This window comes from Pseudomonas sp. 2995-3, from assembly GCF_002742565.1.
In the GTDB taxonomy this organism is placed as follows: Bacteria; Pseudomonadota; Gammaproteobacteria; order Pseudomonadales; family Pseudomonadaceae; genus Aquipseudomonas; species Aquipseudomonas edaphica.
In genome coordinates, this window is the sequence record NZ_LJSB01000314.1 from 73,083 (window position 1) to 88,116 (window position 15,034).

At 60.7% G+C, this 15,034-nt stretch carries 18 protein-coding genes; 8 read left to right on the plus strand and 10 right to left on the minus strand.

Annotated elements, in window-relative coordinates:
• Window positions 1–57 precede the first annotated feature (57 nt).
• Both AOA62_RS26235 and AOA62_RS26240 read left to right on the plus strand, forming a co-directional pair.
• Window positions 58–600, plus strand: a complete 543-nt coding sequence (locus AOA62_RS26235) for a gamma carbonic anhydrase family protein (RefSeq protein WP_099550173.1) — start codon at window positions 58–60, stop codon at window positions 598–600.
• Window positions 597–1,256 (plus strand): HAD family hydrolase, encoded by a 660-nt coding sequence (locus AOA62_RS26240; protein ID WP_099550174.1) that lies wholly within the window; start codon window positions 597–599, stop codon window positions 1,254–1,256. The genes AOA62_RS26235 and AOA62_RS26240 overlap by 4 nt, the downstream gene beginning before the upstream one ends.
• A 319-nt stretch (window positions 1,257–1,575) precedes the next feature.
• On the opposite strand, the gene AOA62_RS26245 is transcribed toward AOA62_RS26240, so the two are convergent.
• The gene (locus AOA62_RS26245; RefSeq protein WP_099550175.1) at window positions 1,576–2,619 is read right to left on the minus strand and encodes an aminopeptidase; all 1,044 of its coding nucleotides are present in this window, start codon (window positions 2,617–2,619) and stop codon (window positions 1,576–1,578) included.
• A 143-nt stretch (window positions 2,620–2,762) separates the two neighbouring features.
• Here AOA62_RS26245 and AOA62_RS26250 point away from each other — a divergent pair, with 143 nt between their 5' ends.
• Window positions 2,763–3,185, plus strand: coding sequence for a hypothetical protein (locus AOA62_RS26250; protein ID WP_017137917.1), 423 nt, complete (start codon window positions 2,763–2,765; stop codon window positions 3,183–3,185).
• Here AOA62_RS26250 and AOA62_RS26255 read toward each other — a convergent pair whose 3' ends face one another.
• The gene (locus AOA62_RS26255; protein WP_017137918.1) at window positions 3,186–3,425 is read right to left on the minus strand and encodes a DUF1161 domain-containing protein; all 240 of its coding nucleotides are present in this window, start codon (window positions 3,423–3,425) and stop codon (window positions 3,186–3,188) included.
• A gap of 526 nt (window positions 3,426–3,951) precedes the next feature.
• A complete protein-coding gene (locus AOA62_RS26270) occupies window positions 3,952–4,380 on the minus strand; it encodes an OsmC family protein (RefSeq protein WP_017137919.1) in 429 nt (142 codons plus the stop codon).
• Window positions 4,381–4,596: 216 nt separating this feature from the next.
• On the opposite strand from AOA62_RS26270, the gene AOA62_RS26275 reads away from it, so the two are divergent.
• Window positions 4,597–5,598 carry an LLM class flavin-dependent oxidoreductase gene (locus tag AOA62_RS26275; RefSeq protein WP_099550178.1) on the plus strand — a complete coding sequence of 334 codons (1,002 nt, stop codon included), beginning with the start codon at window positions 4,597–4,599 and terminating at the stop codon, window positions 5,596–5,598.
• A gap of 149 nt (window positions 5,599–5,747) precedes the next feature.
• On the opposite strand, the gene AOA62_RS26280 is transcribed toward AOA62_RS26275, so the two are convergent.
• Both AOA62_RS26280 and AOA62_RS26285 read right to left on the minus strand, forming a co-directional pair.
• Entirely contained in the window at window positions 5,748–5,972 is a 225-nt protein-coding gene (locus AOA62_RS26280; RefSeq protein ID WP_017137921.1) for a DUF1161 domain-containing protein, read from the minus strand.
• Window positions 5,973–6,087: 115 nt separating this feature from the next.
• Window positions 6,088–6,303, minus strand: a complete 216-nt coding sequence (locus AOA62_RS26285) for a dodecin (protein WP_016969657.1) — start codon at window positions 6,301–6,303, stop codon at window positions 6,088–6,090.
• Between the two features lie 155 nt (window positions 6,304–6,458).
• Here AOA62_RS26285 and AOA62_RS26290 point away from each other — a divergent pair, with 155 nt between their 5' ends.
• Window positions 6,459–6,785, plus strand: a complete 327-nt coding sequence (locus AOA62_RS26290) for a YqjD family protein (protein WP_003187304.1) — start codon at window positions 6,459–6,461, stop codon at window positions 6,783–6,785.
• On the opposite strand, the gene AOA62_RS26295 is transcribed toward AOA62_RS26290, so the two are convergent.
• A complete protein-coding gene (locus AOA62_RS26295) occupies window positions 6,782–7,678 on the minus strand; it encodes a LysR family transcriptional regulator (RefSeq protein ID WP_099550179.1) in 897 nt (298 codons plus the stop codon). The two genes, AOA62_RS26290 and AOA62_RS26295, sit on opposite strands and share 4 nt — an antisense overlap.
• A gap of 109 nt (window positions 7,679–7,787) precedes the next feature.
• Between AOA62_RS26295 and trpB the strand changes: the two genes are divergently transcribed.
• The 3 genes from trpB to AOA62_RS26310 all read left to right on the plus strand — a co-directional run bounded on the left by trpB (window position 7,788) and on the right by AOA62_RS26310 (window position 10,420).
• Window positions 7,788–9,029 (plus strand): tryptophan synthase subunit beta, encoded by a 1,242-nt coding sequence (gene trpB / locus AOA62_RS26300; protein ID WP_099550180.1) that lies wholly within the window; start codon window positions 7,788–7,790, stop codon window positions 9,027–9,029.
• The gene (trpA, locus tag AOA62_RS26305; RefSeq protein WP_017137924.1) at window positions 9,029–9,838 is read left to right on the plus strand and encodes a tryptophan synthase subunit alpha; all 810 of its coding nucleotides are present in this window, start codon (window positions 9,029–9,031) and stop codon (window positions 9,836–9,838) included. Before trpB ends, trpA begins: the two co-directional genes overlap by 1 nt.
• A 138-nt stretch (window positions 9,839–9,976) precedes the next feature.
• A complete protein-coding gene (locus AOA62_RS26310; protein WP_017137925.1) occupies window positions 9,977–10,420 on the plus strand; it encodes an anti-virulence regulator CigR family protein in 444 nt (147 codons plus the stop codon).
• 212 nt (window positions 10,421–10,632) lie between these two features.
• Here AOA62_RS26310 and AOA62_RS26315 read toward each other — a convergent pair whose 3' ends face one another.
• From AOA62_RS26315 to AOA62_RS26330, 4 genes are all read right to left on the minus strand, one after another.
• Entirely contained in the window at window positions 10,633–11,937 is a 1,305-nt protein-coding gene (locus tag AOA62_RS26315; protein WP_099550181.1) for an MFS transporter, read from the minus strand.
• 159 nt (window positions 11,938–12,096) lie between these two features.
• Window positions 12,097–13,245, minus strand: a complete 1,149-nt coding sequence (gene dgoD, locus AOA62_RS26320; RefSeq protein WP_017137927.1) for a galactonate dehydratase — start codon at window positions 13,243–13,245, stop codon at window positions 12,097–12,099.
• 48 nt (window positions 13,246–13,293) lie between these two features.
• Window positions 13,294–13,914, minus strand: coding sequence for a 2-dehydro-3-deoxy-6-phosphogalactonate aldolase (locus AOA62_RS26325; RefSeq protein ID WP_099550182.1), 621 nt, complete (start codon window positions 13,912–13,914; stop codon window positions 13,294–13,296).
• Between the two features lies 1 nt (window position 13,915).
• The gene (locus tag AOA62_RS26330; protein ID WP_099550183.1) at window positions 13,916–14,875 is read right to left on the minus strand and encodes a 2-dehydro-3-deoxygalactonokinase; all 960 of its coding nucleotides are present in this window, start codon (window positions 14,873–14,875) and stop codon (window positions 13,916–13,918) included.
• Between the last annotated feature and the right edge of the window lie 159 nt (window positions 14,876–15,034).

Genomic DNA, 15,034 nt, shown 5'->3' on the forward strand with positions numbered 1-15,034 from the left:
CATCTTAATTACAATCAACACCCACCGCAGCTATCAACCTATAAGAGAGAGGCTATCGTGACCCTTCGCACCTATCAGAACCACACGCCAACCCTGGGCGCCGGGGCTTTTGTCGATATTTCGGCGGTGGTGATCGGCGATGTCGAAATCGGCACCGACAGCTCGGTTTGGCCATTGACGGTGATTCGCGGCGACATGCACCGCATCCGCATCGGTGCGCGCACCAGTGTGCAGGACGGCTGTGTGCTGCATATCACCCATGCCGGGCCGTTCAACCCGGACGGCTTTCCCCTGCTTATTGGCGATGATGTGACCATCGCCCACAAAGTCATGCTGCACGGCTGCACGGTCGGCAATCGCATTCTGATCGGCATGGGCAGCATCGTGATGGACGGCGCGGTGGTCGAAGACGATGTGATCATCGGCGCCGGCAGCCTGGTGCCGCCCGGCAAGAAACTTGAGAGTGGTTTTTTGTACGTGGGCAGCCCGGTTAAACAGATCCGCCCACTGACTGACAAAGAGCGTGCCTTCTTCACCTACAGCGCCGCGAACTACGTGAAGCTCAAAGACCTGCACCTGGCTGAAGGATTCGATCAATGACCCAGCAATACCAAACCGTGCTGTTCGACCTGGACGGCACCCTGACCGATCCGCGTGAAGGCATCACCCGCTCGATCCAGTACGCCCTCGGCAAGCTCGGTATCGACGAGCCGGACCTGACCAAGCTGGAACACTTTATCGGCCCGCCGTTGCTGCAAGCCTTTATGCAGTTCTATGACTTCGATGAGGCCAAAGCCTGGGAAGCGGTGAATTTTTATCGCGAACGCTTCAAGCTCACCGGCCTGTATGAAAACCGCGTATTCGATGGCGTGATGCCGTTGCTTGAGGAGCTGAACGGCCAGGGCCGCCAGCTGTATGTCGCCACATCCAAGCCGTGGGTGTTTGCCCGTGAGATTGCCCGGCATTTTGATTTTGCCAAGCACTTCAAAGTGATCTACGGCAGCGAACTGGATGGCACGCGCACCAACAAGGTTGAGCTGATTGCGCACCTGATGAGCGAAGAGGGTTTGGACCCGGCGACTACCCTGATGATTGGTGATCGCAAGCACGACTTGATCGGGGCGCGCAGCAATGGGTTGGATTCGGCGGCGGTGGGGTATGGGTTTGGCAGTTTTGAAGAACTGAATGCTGAGGAGCCGACCTTGCATTTTGAGACGCTGGAGCAGATGCATCAGGCGTTTTTGCAGCGCGGCTGAGACCGCTATCGCAGGCAAGCCAGCTCCCACATTTGACCGTGTTCACAATTCAAACTGTGGGAGCTGGCTTGCCTGCGATGGGCATGGGTATCTACAACTTTTGAAGGCAGCCAATTTCTCCTGTGGCGAGCAGGCTTGTCCTGCGTTGGGCTGCGAAGCGGCCCCAGTAAAGGCACTGCAATTTTCCTGAAAGAACTCAGCGTCTGGGTTTGGCGCTGCTTCGCAGCCCAACGCAGGACAAGCCTGCTCGCCACAACAGCCCACCTGCCACAGACTTTGTGTTAACAGGTAGGGTAGATAGTTATGCTGCGATAAGGCCCTACCGGCCACCACCTTCCAACTGCCGCAACGCCGCCTTACGCTGCTCAACCGGCAACCCACCCAGCTTCTCCACCGCCGCAAAGAACTTCACCCAATCCCCGCCTTGCTGCGCAAACAACGTCGCAAACGCCGGCACCCACTGGTCATACAGCCCGAACGGCAATAACCGCGCATTGTTCATCGGCTGGTTGATCCACACGTCATAACGCTTGTCGCCGCCCCATTGGCTGTCGCGCATGTGCCGGTACTCACTGCGCAGGCGCTCGAACTCTGCCGCCTTGGCCTGGCGCATCACATCCGCCGCCAAGGGCTGTGCGTACAACGCCTCCAGGCGTTTGCGGGTATCGAGCACCAGCCGGATAAATTGGTCGCGCTGCTGCAACGCCGCATTGCTCAGCGGCGCCAAGCCCCGCGCCGCACGCCATTGACGGGTGCCTTCCTGCTCGACGAAGTTGGCATAGGACTCGTTGAACTCGGTGTCGTCCTTCACATAAAAGCGTTGGTGCGCCAGCTCGTGGAAGATCAGCGTGGCCAGGCGCTCATCCCCCCAATGCATCATCGAACTCATGATCGGGTCGTTGAACCAGCCCAGGGTGGAATAGGCTTCGACGCCGCCCATCGACACATCCATGCCTTGTTGCTGCAATAGCGCCGCTTCGCCGCGTGCTGCGCCCTGGCTGTAATAGCCGCGATAGGCCACACACCCAGCGATAGGGAAGCAGTGGGCTTGGGGCGAGAGAGAAAATTCCTGCGTAGCGAACACATTCCAGACCACGTAAGGCCGGCCAATGTCGGCGTACAGGCGGTAACTCTGGTTGTCAGGCAGGTGCAGGTGCTCACTGGCAAAGGTGCGGGCCTGCTGCGATTGCATCAGGTGGGCGCGCAACGCCTGTGGGCGAGCAGGGTCGGCGATGACCTCGGCAACCGGCTCCCGAGCCCGCAGCAACTGCCATTGGCCGCTGGCCAACTGGCTGTAGTAACTCACACTGGAACAGCCGCTGAGCAGCAGCACCATCAACCCTGGAAGAAAACGCCTGACCATGCACCGACCGCTCCTGGGTTATTGGCCCGCCAGACTATCCTGCCTGCACGGAATTTTTCCATGCCGTGGCGTGTTTATACTGATACAGCGTCTGTTGCCACAGGCTGCCAGGTTGAATTCTTACCCACCGTTGAGTGCCCGCCATGCGCCAGCTCTTGCTCCCCGTCACCGCCTTGTTTCTCAGCGCCTGCGCTTCGACCCCAATCCCGCCGGTCGACCCGCACCAGGCCTGGATCGATTTCGCCACGCCGACACCCGGCGCCAAACTGGTGATGGCCCAGCGCCTGGACGGCAAGAACCTCAACGACGGGCGTTTCTTCCAGGTGCCACCCGGCAGCCATGAGCTGATGGTGCGCTTTGATTTCGAAGTGAACACCGGGGCGGGCTTTGGCGGCCTGGACCAGACCCATGACCGAACCTGCTTCATGACCCTGCAATACGACAACTTCCAGGCAGGCCAGCGCTATGTGCTGGAAGGGCGCTCGCTGGCCTTTACGCCCAACATCCGGCTGTACAACGCGGCGCGTCAGCTGTTGGCGGAGGAGCGCAGTGTTAATTGCATCTGATCAGTCGCTATTCTTCTGATAGATGATGCGCTTGGTGCCGTTTTCACAGGAGCCGACGATCATGGCGCTGTCATGATTCTTGGCTTCTTCGGCGGTGATGATTTCAAGGGTGTAAGACGGAATCGCCTTGGCCTGGATCTTTACCTCGATCTCTTGCTTGAGCTCTTCACAATCTTTTGGCGCGGCCACGGCCGAAGTGGCCAATACACCGCAAATGATCGCCAAGGCAAAACGTTTCATGTGTGAAGCTCCCTGAATGCACTGCGCACGGGTGTGCGCCTAGGCTATTCGACCACATTTTGGAAACGCGAGTTCTGATTTAACGCACAACAAACTATGGGAACGGGCCTTTGTGGGAGCTGGCTTGCCTGCGATGGCAACGCCTCGATACAGCTGGATAACCGAGGTGAACCTATCGCGGGCAAGCCCGGCTCCCACACAAGCCCGCTCCCACAGGGGATCAGATCGTTCCCACGCTCTGCGTGGGAATGCCGCCTGGGACGCTCCGCGTCCCGCCCACAGCATTCAAGTTCTGCGCAGGTGTGACGCAGAGCGTCACGGGCTGCATTCCCACGCGGGAGCGGGGGAACGATCTAAACGCGAGTTCTGATTTAACGCAGAACAAAATGTGGGAGCGGGCCTGTGTGGGAGCTGGCTTGCCTGCGATGGCAACGCCTCGATACAACTGGATAACCGAGGTGAACCTATCGCGGGCAAGCCCGGCTCCCACACAAGCCCGCTCCCACAGGGGATCTTGCTGTGTCAGTTAGACCAGCGTGGCATCCAGGCTGATTTTTGCGTTCAGCACTTTCGACACTGGGCAGCCTTCCTTCGCCTTTTTGCTCAGTTCCTCGAACTGCGCCTGGCTTGCGCCGGGGATCTTGGCTTTCAAGACCAAATGCACGGCGGTAATCGCAAAACCGCCATCCACCTGGTCCAGGGTCACTTCAGCCTGAGTGTCGATGCTGTCAGCCTTAAGGCCGGCATCGCCCAGAATCATGGAAAATGCCATGGAGAAACAGCCAGCGTGGGCCGCGCCGATCAACTCTTCAGGGTTGGTGCCCTTGCCGCCTTCGAAACGGGCCTTGAAGCCATAGGGTGCTTCGCGCAGCACGCCAGTTTCCGTGGAGATGGAACCCAGGCCCGTCTTCAGATCACCTTCCCAATGCGCGGATGCTTTTTTAACAATACTCATAGCTCTCTCCTCGAACGGTGGTTTTGCGTCAGTAAGGGTTCTGAGGATAGACGGCCCGGCAAAGTTCATCTTGTCGGAGAAACCTAGCGATTTAGTAGGAAATTTCGCAGTTGCTATTGAATCTCGGGTATATGCCCTCATTGCATAGAGCATGCACATGAAGCGGCAGGTTTTGGTTCGTCTATAAGCCTGCGCACCTAATGGAGAAGCAGGCTTATGAAATCGCTGTCCGACGTGAAGTTCTCGACCCTCGACCTCGTGCCCGTGCGCGCCAACGGCAGCATCGCGCAGTCATTGCGCAACTCGCTGGACCTGGCCCAGCACGTGGAAAAGTTCGGCTACAACCGTTTCTGGGTGGCTGAACACCACAATATGGACGGCATCGCCAGCTCGGCCACTTCGGTGTTGCTGGGTTATTTGGCCGGTGGCACCTCGACGATTCGCGTCGGTTCCGGCGGCGTGATGCTGCCCAACCACGCGCCGTTGGTGATTGCCGAACAGTTCGGCACCCTGGAAAGCCTGTACCCCGGCCGCATCGACCTGGGCCTGGGCCGCGCGCCTGGTTCCGACCAGATGACCGCCCGCGCCCTGCGCCGTGAACGCTCCGGCAGTGCTGACGAGTTTCCGGAAGATGTGGCCGAACTGATGGCTTTCCTTGGGCCACGCACGCCCGACCAACGGATCATCGCCGTACCCGGTACCGGCACCAACGTGCCCGTTTGGCTGCTTGGTTCGAGCCTGTTCAGCGCGCAATTGGCCGGTGAGCGTGGTTTGCCCTACGCCTTCGCCTCCCATTTCGCACCCCGCTTGATGCACGAGGCGATTCGCGTGTACCGCAATCACTTCAAGCCTTCAGCCGTGCTGGACAAGCCCTACGTGATGCTTGGCATTCCCTTGGTGGCCGCCGATACCGACGAGCAGGCCGACTACCTGGCCACTTCCGTGTACCAACGCATCCTGGCGCTGATGCGCGGGCAAAGCCTGGTGCAACGCCCGCCGGTGAAAACCATGGACGGCCTGTGGCTGCCCCATGAAAAAGACGCGGTGGGCAGCTTCCTTGGCCTGGCCATGGTCGGTAGCCCAGCGAAGATCCGTGCGAAGTTGGAAGTGTTGATCGAGCAAACCGGCGCCGATGAGCTGATCTTTACCAGCGACCTGTATGAGCATGCCGACCGGATTCATTCCTACGAGCTGCTGGCGCAGGTGATGAAGGGCTGATTACCCGCAGGCGAAAAAAACGACGCACCTGTGGCTAGGGAGCTTGCTCCCGCTGGGCTGCGTAGCGGCCCCAAAAGAAAGGGAGCGCTGCGCACTCAGCGGGAGCAAGCTCCCTCGCCACAAGTGCGTCGTTTCATGTCTGCACGGGATTAACCGCGCTTGTAGACGATTTCCTTGGTGCCGCCTTCGCAGCTGCCAATCACTTTGCCATCGGCCGCCGCGCCTTTGTCGACAACATCCAGCGAATAATGCTGAACACCTTTAGCGTCGAGCTTCGCCGCGAGCTCACCTTTCAGCTCTTCACAAGGCTTGCCCGCCGCCAGGGCAGTGCCCGCAATGCTCAACAAACCTACCGCTAACAGGAACTTCTTCATCCGTTACTTTCCTTGCGCTGATCGAAAAGTGCGTGCCGACGCTTATGGCGTCGGCACCCAATGGTTGTAGCGCAGGTTATGGCAATCGGCCAGTCAGCAAGTTCAACTCACGGGATCAACTACTGGCAATTCGGAATCCCACCTTGAGCGTGACCTGGAAGTGCGCGGCCTTGCCGTCCTTGATATGGCCGCGTGTTTCGGTCACTTCGAACCACTCCAGGTGCTTGATGCTCTTGTGCGCTTCAGCGATGGCGTTGTTGATGGCGTCTTCGATGCTGGTGGTCGAGGAGCCGACCAGTTCGACTTTCTTGTAGGTGTGATGATCAGACATAACGTTTCTCCTGAGGTCTCTAGTGAGCGTAGCAGTGAATCTTCGTACTGCTTCTGGCGACCAATCCCACTCGAAAGTTCAGATTTACTGCACTTTCTGAAAACCGTGGAGTCGGTATCTACACATGCCACTCAATCACTTCAGGAGAGTTCCACATGGCCAACACTTCTTTACGCAAAGCGTCGCTGGAAAGCATGGAAGCCGAGATTTCGAGCCTGCTCAAGTCCCTTGAGAGCCTCAAGGACGATGCGTCCGATGAGTCGCGCAAAACGCTGAAGGCCCTGAAAAGCAATGCCGAGAATGCCCTCAAGCATTCCCGCCACCTGATCAGCGATGCCTACGAAGAAAGCAAAGTCAAAATCCGCGAAACCAGCGCGGCAACCCGCGACTACGCACAAGAGCACCCATGGACTACCGCCGGCGTTGCCGTTGGCGCGCTGGGCCTGTTGGCGGCTTACCTGCTGTGCAAACGCGGTGACTAAACTGGCTGGCGCAACAGCTCAGCCTTGAGCCACTGCGCCAACTGACCCGCGCGCCCGTCTGCGGCGCGCTTGGGTAGCCACAACGCCAGGTGCGCCGGGGTTTCACTGAAACCCCACGGCGCCACCAGGCGACCCGCTCGCAGGTCCTCTGCCACCAGCGGTTCGGGCGCAATTGCCACACCCAAACCCGCCACCGCCGCCTCCAGCAAATAATACAAATGCTCAAAACCCTGGCCGTGCTTCAACGCGCCGGGCTCGATGTCATGTTGCTGCGCCCAGATGGGCCAGGCCTGCGGGCGCGAGGTGGTGTGTAACAAGGCTTCACCGCACAGGGCGTGGGGCGGCGCCTGGCGCAGGCGTTCGTAACCGGCGAAGCGCGGGCTCATTACCGGGCCAATGCGCTCGCTGGCCAACTCATACACCTGCATGTCCGCTGGCCATGGCGGCTCAGCAAAAACCAGCAGGGCATCCAGGCCGGGGCGCCGTGGGTCGAGGTCGCCGTCACCCGCCGACAGGTGCAGACGCAAGTCGGGCAAGTCTGCGTTCAAGCGGCCAAGGCGCGGAATCAGCCAGCGCGCCAGCAAGCTGCCCGAGCAGCCGAGCACAAAAGGCGCATCAGCGCTGGCCTGGGTCAGTTCGGCGCAAACATCCCTTAAACGCTCGAACGCTTCGGCACTGGCATCCCTGAGCCGAACGCCTGCATCTGTGAGTTTAAGGCCGCGCCCGTCTTTGGCGAACAGGCTGACACCCAAGTGCTCTTCCAGCACCTTCAACTGGCGACTGACCGCGCCATGGGTCACATGCAGTTGCTCGGCTGCCTGACTGACGCTGTTCAAGCGGGCGGTGGCCTCAAACGCACGCAGGGCATTGAGGGGCGGTAGGTCTCGGCTCATCTGTGAGTTTTCCTGACAGGTTGTGGCGATCTTATCGGTTTTCAGCCTGGCGCGTCAGGGGTAGAGTGGCCGTCATTGCCTCTCCTCACCTTCTTTCCTGGAGCGCCCCATGACTCAGTCCCAGACCGACCTTCGCAACGGCCCCGACGCCAACGGCCTGTTTGGCGCGTTCGGCGGCCGCTACGTCGCTGAAACCCTGATGCCGTTGATCCTCGACCTGGCCCGCGAATACGAAGCGGCCAAGATCGATCCGGCCTTTAACGAAGAATTGGCCTACTTCCAACGCGACTACGTCGGGCGCCCAAGCCCGCTGTACTTCGCCGAGCGCCTGACCGAGTTCTGTGGCGGCGCCAAGATCTACCTCAAGCGTGAAGAGCTCAACCACACCGGCGCGCACAAGATTAACAACTGCATCGGCCAGATCCTGCTGGCGCGGCGCATGGGCAAAAAACGCATCATCGCCGAGACCGGCGCCGGCATGCACGGCGTGGCCACCGCCACCGTGGCGGCGCGCTTTGGCCTCGATTGCGTGATCTACATGGGCACCACCGACATCGAGCGCCAGCAGGCCAACGTGTTCCGTATGAAGCTGCTGGGCGCAGAAGTGATCCCGGTGGTCGCCGGCACCGGCACCCTTAAAGACGCGATGAACGAAGCCCTGCGTGACTGGGTCACCAACGTCGACAGCACTTTCTACCTGATCGGCACCGTGGCCGGCCCCCACCCGTACCCGGCGATGGTGCGCGATTTCCAGGCCGTGATCGGCAAGGAAACCCGCGACCAGCTGCAAGCCCAGGAAGGCCGCCTGCCGGACAGCTTGGTGGCATGCATCGGCGGTGGTTCCAACGCCATGGGCCTGTTCCACCCGTTCCTGGATGACACCAGCGTCGAAATCATCGGCGTTGAAGCCGCCGGCCACGGCATCGAAACCGGCAAGCGCGCCGCCAGCCTCAACGGCGGTGTACCGGGCGTGCTGCACGGCAACCGCACCTTCCTGTTGCAGGACGACGACGGCCAGATCATCGACGCCCACTCGATTTCCGCCGGCCTCGACTACCCAGGTATCGGCCCTGAACACGCCTGGTTGCATGATATCGGCCGTGTTCAGTACACCTCGGTGACCGACGACGAAGCCCTCGAAGCCTTCCACAAATGCTGCCGCCTGGAAGGGATTATTCCTGCACTGGAAAGCGCCCATGCCCTGGCTGAAGTGTTCAAGCGCGCACCGACCTTGCCGAAAGATCACCTGATGGTGGTCAACCTGTCCGGCCGTGGCGACAAAGACATGCAGACCGTGATGCACCATATGGAACACTCTCAACAAGAGCAGTCAAAGCAGGAGAAACACTGATGAGCCGCCTGCAAACCCGTTTTGCGCAACTGAAAGAACAAAACCGCGCCGCCCTGGTGACTTTCGTCACCGCCGGCGACCCGGGTTATGACACCTCGCTGGCGATCCTCAAGGGCTTGCCCGCCGCCGGTGCCGACGTGATCGAGCTGGGCATGCCCTTCACCGACCCGATGGCCGACGGCCCGGCGATTCAACTCGCCAACATCCGTGCGTTGGAAGCCAAACAGAACCTGCTGAAAACCCTGCAGATGGTTCGCGAGTTCCGCAAAGACAACCAGGACACGCCACTGGTGCTGATGGGTTACTTCAACCCGATCCACAAATACGGCGTGCCCACGTTTATCGCTGACGCCAAAGAAGCCGGTGTCGACGGCCTGATCGTGGTCGACATGCCGCCCGAGCATAACGGCGAGCTGTGCGACCCGGCCCAGGCGGCAGGCATCGACTTTATCCGCCTGACCACGCCGACCACTGATGACGTGCGCCTGCCGACCGTGCTTAACGGCAGCTCAGGCTTTGTGTATTACGTGTCGGTGGCCGGTGTGACCGGTGCCGGCGCCGCCACCCTGGAACACGTCGAGGAAGCGGTAACGCGCCTGCGTCGGCATACCGACCTGCCGATCAGCATCGGCTTTGGTATTCGCACACCGGAACAAGCCGCCGCTATCGCCCGTCTGGCAGACGGTGTGGTGGTCGGTTCGGCGCTGATCGATCACATCGCCAATGCGAAAAATGATCAGCAAGCAATTGATGGCGTATTGAGCCTCTGCGCGGCGCTGTCGGAAGGTGTCCGTAACGCCCGTACGTAAGCGGCGTGTAGCAATGGGTAAAGTTCCTGATACAGAGGAATCATCCGGGCAATCCAGTACCTAAACTGACAAGACCAAGGGATTTCGAGCCTCGTTCGAAATCCCTTTTTTGTTCGTGCAGTACTGAGGAAAGCCCCCATGAAAATGCCTAAACGCTTGATCGCAGGTCTTGGCGTGTTGATGCTCGGCGCAAGTGCCCTGGCGCAGGCCGCGCCGCCCGACCAACGCGGCGATGGCCCAGGCCGTGGCGGCCCGCAAGGCCAGTACGAGCAACGCGGCGACGACCATCGCGGCCCGCAGGATAACCGTCGTGGCCCGCCACAGGACTTCGGCCCCGTGCGCCAGGTGATCCGTGACAACCACAACGACTTCCGCCGTGGCGCACCACCACCTCCTGGCGTGCGCCTGGTGCGGGGCCAACCGCTGCCACGCAACTACTACGGCGAACGCCTCGACAACCGCGCCTTGGCCCATCTGCCGCAATACCCAGGGTATGAATGGCGCCGGTCCGGCGGCGATATCGTGTTGATCGCCATCGGCACCAGCATCGTCTATCAGATCCTGGATGGCGCCCTTTACTAGCCCAGCAAAGCTTTTGTGGCGGGCGAGCTGTTGTGGCGAGCGGGCTTGCCCCGCGTTGGGGTGCGAAGTGCCCCCAAAACCAGACAACACGGTTTCATCAGGAAAAAACGCAGTGGCCTTATTGGGGCTGCTGCGCTGCCCAACGCGGGGCAAGCCCGCTCGCCACAACAAGCCCGCTCGCCACAGGGTTTCGGTCCACTCAAACAATGGATTTACAGCTCGATGCGCTCAACCTTGCCCACCAGCAACACGTAGGACAGCGCCCCCAGCAATGCCAGCACCGCGATATAGGTAATCGCCGGCGCAAACGAATCCCCACTGGCCAGAAAGCCAATCACTATCGGCGTGGTAATCGCCGACAAGTTGCCGATGAAGTTAAACACCCCACCCGTCAGCCCCAACAACCGCGCCGGCGCCAGGGTCGACACCAATGACCAGGTGATCGATGCCAGGCCATTGCCAAAGAATGCCAGCGCCAGAAACGCGATCACCCAGGCCGTCGAGTCCACATAGTTGGCGCCGATGATCGCCGTGGAAATCAGCAACCCACCAATGATCGGCAGCTTGCGCGCAAACCCTACCGACGTACCCCGGCGAATCAGCCAATCAGAAAAAATCCCCGAACACAGCACACCGATAAACGCAGCGAGGAATGGCAGCGAGGCCAGCAAGCCGGACTTGATGAAGTCCATGCCGCGATATTTCACCAGGTAGGTCGGGAACCACGTCAGAAAAAACCACAGCGTCGAGTTCAGGCAGAACTGCCCCAGGTAGATGCCCCACAGCTTGCGCTTGCTCAGCACTATCCCGAGGTCGACCCAACTGAACGGCGCCTTGACCGCTTTCGCCTGCATATCCACCAGGCCGCCGCCCTCGCGGATCAGCTCGATTTCTGCCGCGTTGGCGCCTTTGAAATCTTTCGGCTCGCGGTACACCGCGTACCAGATCAACGCCCACAGGATGCCGACGCCACCGGTGGCGACAAACACCATGTGCCAGCCAAACGCGTGTTGCAGCCAGGCCAGTACCGGCGTGAGGAACGCCAGCCCGACAAACTGCCCGGAGGTGTAAACGCCAATCGCGGTGGCACGCTCACGCTCGGGGAACCAGGTGGTGACCACGCGGCTGTTAATCGGATAGGCCGGTGCTTCCAGGGCGCCGACGGCCATGCGCAGCACGAACAGCGCGATAAAGCTGGCCGCAAACCCCAGCATTACCGTGGCGATAGACCACAACAGCAGGGCAGCCGTGTAGAGAATGCGCGGCGGCACGCGGTCCACCAGCCAGCCGCCGGGAATCTGCATGGCGGCGTAGGTCCAGCCGAACGCGGAGAAGATCAGCCCGACATGCACCGGGTCGATCCCCAGTTCGCTGGTGAGCGCCGGGGCGGCAATCGACAGGTTGCTGCGGTCGAGGTAGTTGATCACCACGGTGATAAACAGCAGCACCATGATGAAGAAACGCTTTCTGCTAGGCGTGACGAGAGAAGCCTGCCCGGTGAAGGATTCAGGGTGCATGGGGTTGCCTCTTCTTATGTTTATTGAGGACGGGGCGCGGTCAATGTGGGAGCTGGCTTGCCTGCGATGGCGGTGCATCAGCTAACTGATCTGGCACAGGCGGACCGCTATCGCAGGCAAGCCAGCTCCCACAGTTGATCCGGTTCCTTCAGTAAGGAATCACCACTCGGCAAAGCTGCCGTCGGCATGCCGCCAAATCGGGTTGCGCCAGCGGTGGCCGATGGCGGCGCGTTCGATCACGTATTCCTCGTTGATCTCAATGCCCAGGCCCGGCCCGTTGGGGATCTTCACGAAGCCTTTGTCATAGTCGAACACGCCTGGATCGCGCACGTAATCGAGCAGGTCATTGCTCTCGTTGTAGTGAATACCCAGGCTTTGCTCCTGAATAAACGCGTTGTAGCAAACCGCGTCCAATTGCAGGCACGCCGCCAGGGCAATCGGGCCCAGCGGGCAGTGCAGGGCCAGGGCCACGTCGTAGGCTTCGGCCATGTTGGCGATCTTGCGGGTTTCGGTGATGCCGCCCGCGTGGGACGCGTCCGGTTGGATGATGTCGACATAACCTTCGCTGAGCACACGCTTGAAGTCCCAACGGGAAAACAGCCGCTCGCCCAGGGCAATCGGCGTACTGGTCAACGGCGCCAGTTCTTTGAGCGCTTCGTAGTTTTCGCTGAGCACCGGCTCTTCGATAAACATCAGCTTGTACGGGTCCAGCTCTTTCATCAGCACCTTGGCCATGGGCTTGTGCACGCGGCCATGGAAGTCGACGCCGATGCCGACATTAGGCCCGACCGCATCGCGCACGGCGGCAACGTTGGCCAATGCCAGGTCGACTTTCTCGAAGCTGTCGACGAACTGCAATTCTTCGGTGCCATTCATTTTCACGGCGGTGAAGCCACGGGCCACGGCCTCTTTGGCGGCACGGGCGGTGTCGGCGGGGCGGTCGCCGCCGATCCAGGAATACACGCGGATCTTGTCACGCACCTGGCCACCCAACAGGTCGCTGACCGACACGCCGAGCGCCTTGCCCTTGATGTCCCACAGCGCCTGGTCGATACCGGCGAGGGCACTCATGTGCACCGCGCCGCCACGGTAAAAGCCGCCGCGATAGAGCACGGTCCAGATATCTTCGATATTGCGTGGGTCTTTGCCGATCAAATAGTCGGAAAGTTCTTCAACGGCGGCGGCCACGGTGTGGGCGCGGCCCTCCACCACAGGCTCACCCCAACCGGTCACGCCCTGGTCGGTCTCGACCTTGAGGAAGCACCAGCGCGGCGGGACGATAAAGGTGGTCAGTTTGGTGATTTTCATCTTCTTATCTCTCTTATCGATGCAGCGCCAGGGGCGCAAACCTTGAGTTCAGTTAAGCGCGTTCCAGGCCGCGACATAGGCCTGGGCATTGCTCGCCACTTGGTCCACCGACATGCCCGGTTTGAACAACCCGGAACCCAGGCCAAAGCCCTTGGCGCCAGCGTCGAAGTACACCTGCATGTTGCCTGGGGTCACGCCGCCCACCGGCAGCAGTAAGGTGCCGGTCGGCAATACCGCCAGCCACGCCTTGATCACCGCCGGGCCCATTTGCTCGGCCGGGAACAGCTTCAAAACATCCGCGCCTTCGGCCAGCGCGGCGAAGGCCTCGGTCGGCGTCGCCACACCCGGCGACAGGAACAGCCCCGCCGCTTTGGCGGCACGCAATACCGTGGCATCGCTGTGGGGCATGACGATGACTTGGCCGCCGGCGGCTTTGACCTGCTCGACCTGTTCCGGGGTCAACACGGTGCCCGCGCCGATCAGGCAATCGGCGGGCAAGGTGTCGCGCAGGGTGCGGATGCTGGTGTAAGGGTCCGGCGAATTCAGTGGCACTTCGATCACGCGAAAACCGGCCTCATAGAGCACCTGGCCGACCGCCTGCGCTTCATCCGGGCGCACGCCGCGCAAGATTGCGATCAAACCGTTGTGTGCGAGTGCTTGCTTGAGCATGTCAGGCCTCCTGTACAGGTTGAGTGAGCCCAGCAGCGACGGCCAACTGCCACAGGCCGCGCGCGGTGGCTTCCTGCGCGAGGCTGACGTGGGCGAAGCCGCAGAGGGCAAGGGCGCGTTGGTAGCGGGCGCAGAGGTCGGCAGCGCCGACCAGGACGATAGGCTTGTGTTTGGCCTGCTGCGGCAAGCCGGCGAGTTCGTGGCCGATCAGCAGGCCGGACAGATAATCGGGCTGCTCGTCTGGCGCCAGTTCGCCGGTCAACCCCAGGGTACGAGCGCTGAACAAGGTCGACAGCACGCCGCGCTGGCCGTCGTTTGACAGCGCCACGTGGACGCCACGATCAAACGCCACGACCTGGAATTTTTCGGACTGTTGCTGGGTACGCCCGAGAATGCTGTGCTTACTGAGTACCGCAAACAGCTCGCCGGTCATGAACGTGTCGAAGTGGGTGATGCAGCCTTCAACCACCTCGACCCATTTGGAATGGCTGCCCGGCAGGCCGATCAACACGTCGGCGCCCAGGCCTTGCAGCACACCCAGCACTTGAGTTTCTTCGCCACGCATCACATTGGGCAAGCCGACCCGCTCGATCACACCCGGCACAATATGCACCTGCACCCCGCGCAGGCTGCGCACAGGGTGCAAGGCCTGGCCGAGGCTGGCGACGTCGACGGGCGTTTGGCGATAGGCCGCTTCGCTCCAGCCTTGGGCACTGCCGACCATGCCGCAGGCAATCACCGGCAGGCCGGGCTGCGCGTCGAGCCAGTCGCCACAGGCCGTATCGAACGCCAACTCAAAGCCGTCACTGCACAGCACGCCAGCAATGACCCGGGGTTCGCTGGGCAGGTGCATGATGCCGAACGCCAACGCGCGCTGTTCGAGCACACAGCCAGCCGGGCCGAGTTTGTAAGCACGAAGGGAGCTGGTCCCCCAGTCGAGCGCGATCAATTGCGCCTGCATCGCTTCACCTGAAATGAGTGGGTGCTGAAAAAGCTGATGGGCGAATATAAACCTACGGCTGGCAATATCTCAATATATAAATAACAGTCCCATATATTGGGAGAATATAATAAAAAATCCCATCGCCTTTGCTCAGGGTGATGGGATCAGGTGCAGCAG

Excerpts from the sequence above, each read along its gene's own strand:
- AOA62_RS26310 (WP_017137925.1), top strand. The coding sequence starts at position 9,977 with ATGAAAATGCCTAAACGCTTGATCGCAGGTCTTGGCGTGTTGATGCTC.
- AOA62_RS26315 (WP_099550181.1), bottom strand. The coding sequence starts at position 11,937 with ATGCACCCTGAATCCTTCACCGGGCAGGCTTCTCTCGTCACGCCTAGC.
- trpA (WP_017137924.1), top strand. The coding sequence starts at position 9,029 with ATGAGCCGCCTGCAAACCCGTTTTGCGCAACTGAAAGAACAAAACCGC.
- AOA62_RS26275 (WP_099550178.1), top strand. The coding sequence starts at position 4,597 with ATGAAATCGCTGTCCGACGTGAAGTTCTCGACCCTCGACCTCGTGCCC.
- AOA62_RS26330 (WP_099550183.1), bottom strand. The coding sequence starts at position 14,875 with ATGCAGGCGCAATTGATCGCGCTCGACTGGGGGACCAGCTCCCTTCGT.
- AOA62_RS26255 (WP_017137918.1), bottom strand. The coding sequence starts at position 3,425 with ATGAAACGTTTTGCCTTGGCGATCATTTGCGGTGTATTGGCCACTTCG.
- AOA62_RS26280 (WP_017137921.1), bottom strand. The coding sequence starts at position 5,972 with ATGAAGAAGTTCCTGTTAGCGGTAGGTTTGTTGAGCATTGCGGGCACT.
- AOA62_RS26295 (WP_099550179.1), bottom strand. The coding sequence starts at position 7,678 with ATGAGCCGAGACCTACCGCCCCTCAATGCCCTGCGTGCGTTTGAGGCC.
- AOA62_RS26325 (WP_099550182.1), bottom strand. The coding sequence starts at position 13,914 with ATGCTCAAGCAAGCACTCGCACACAACGGTTTGATCGCAATCTTGCGC.
- dgoD (WP_017137927.1), bottom strand. The coding sequence starts at position 13,245 with ATGAAAATCACCAAACTGACCACCTTTATCGTCCCGCCGCGCTGGTGC.
- AOA62_RS26240 (WP_099550174.1), top strand. The coding sequence starts at position 597 with ATGACCCAGCAATACCAAACCGTGCTGTTCGACCTGGACGGCACCCTG.
- AOA62_RS26270 (WP_017137919.1), bottom strand. The coding sequence starts at position 4,380 with ATGAGTATTGTTAAAAAAGCATCCGCGCATTGGGAAGGTGATCTGAAG.
- AOA62_RS26290 (WP_003187304.1), top strand. The coding sequence starts at position 6,459 with ATGGCCAACACTTCTTTACGCAAAGCGTCGCTGGAAAGCATGGAAGCC.
- AOA62_RS26285 (WP_016969657.1), bottom strand. The coding sequence starts at position 6,303 with ATGTCTGATCATCACACCTACAAGAAAGTCGAACTGGTCGGCTCCTCG.
- AOA62_RS26245 (WP_099550175.1), bottom strand. The coding sequence starts at position 2,619 with ATGGTCAGGCGTTTTCTTCCAGGGTTGATGGTGCTGCTGCTCAGCGGC.
- trpB (WP_099550180.1), top strand. The coding sequence starts at position 7,788 with ATGACTCAGTCCCAGACCGACCTTCGCAACGGCCCCGACGCCAACGGC.
- AOA62_RS26250 (WP_017137917.1), top strand. The coding sequence starts at position 2,763 with ATGCGCCAGCTCTTGCTCCCCGTCACCGCCTTGTTTCTCAGCGCCTGC.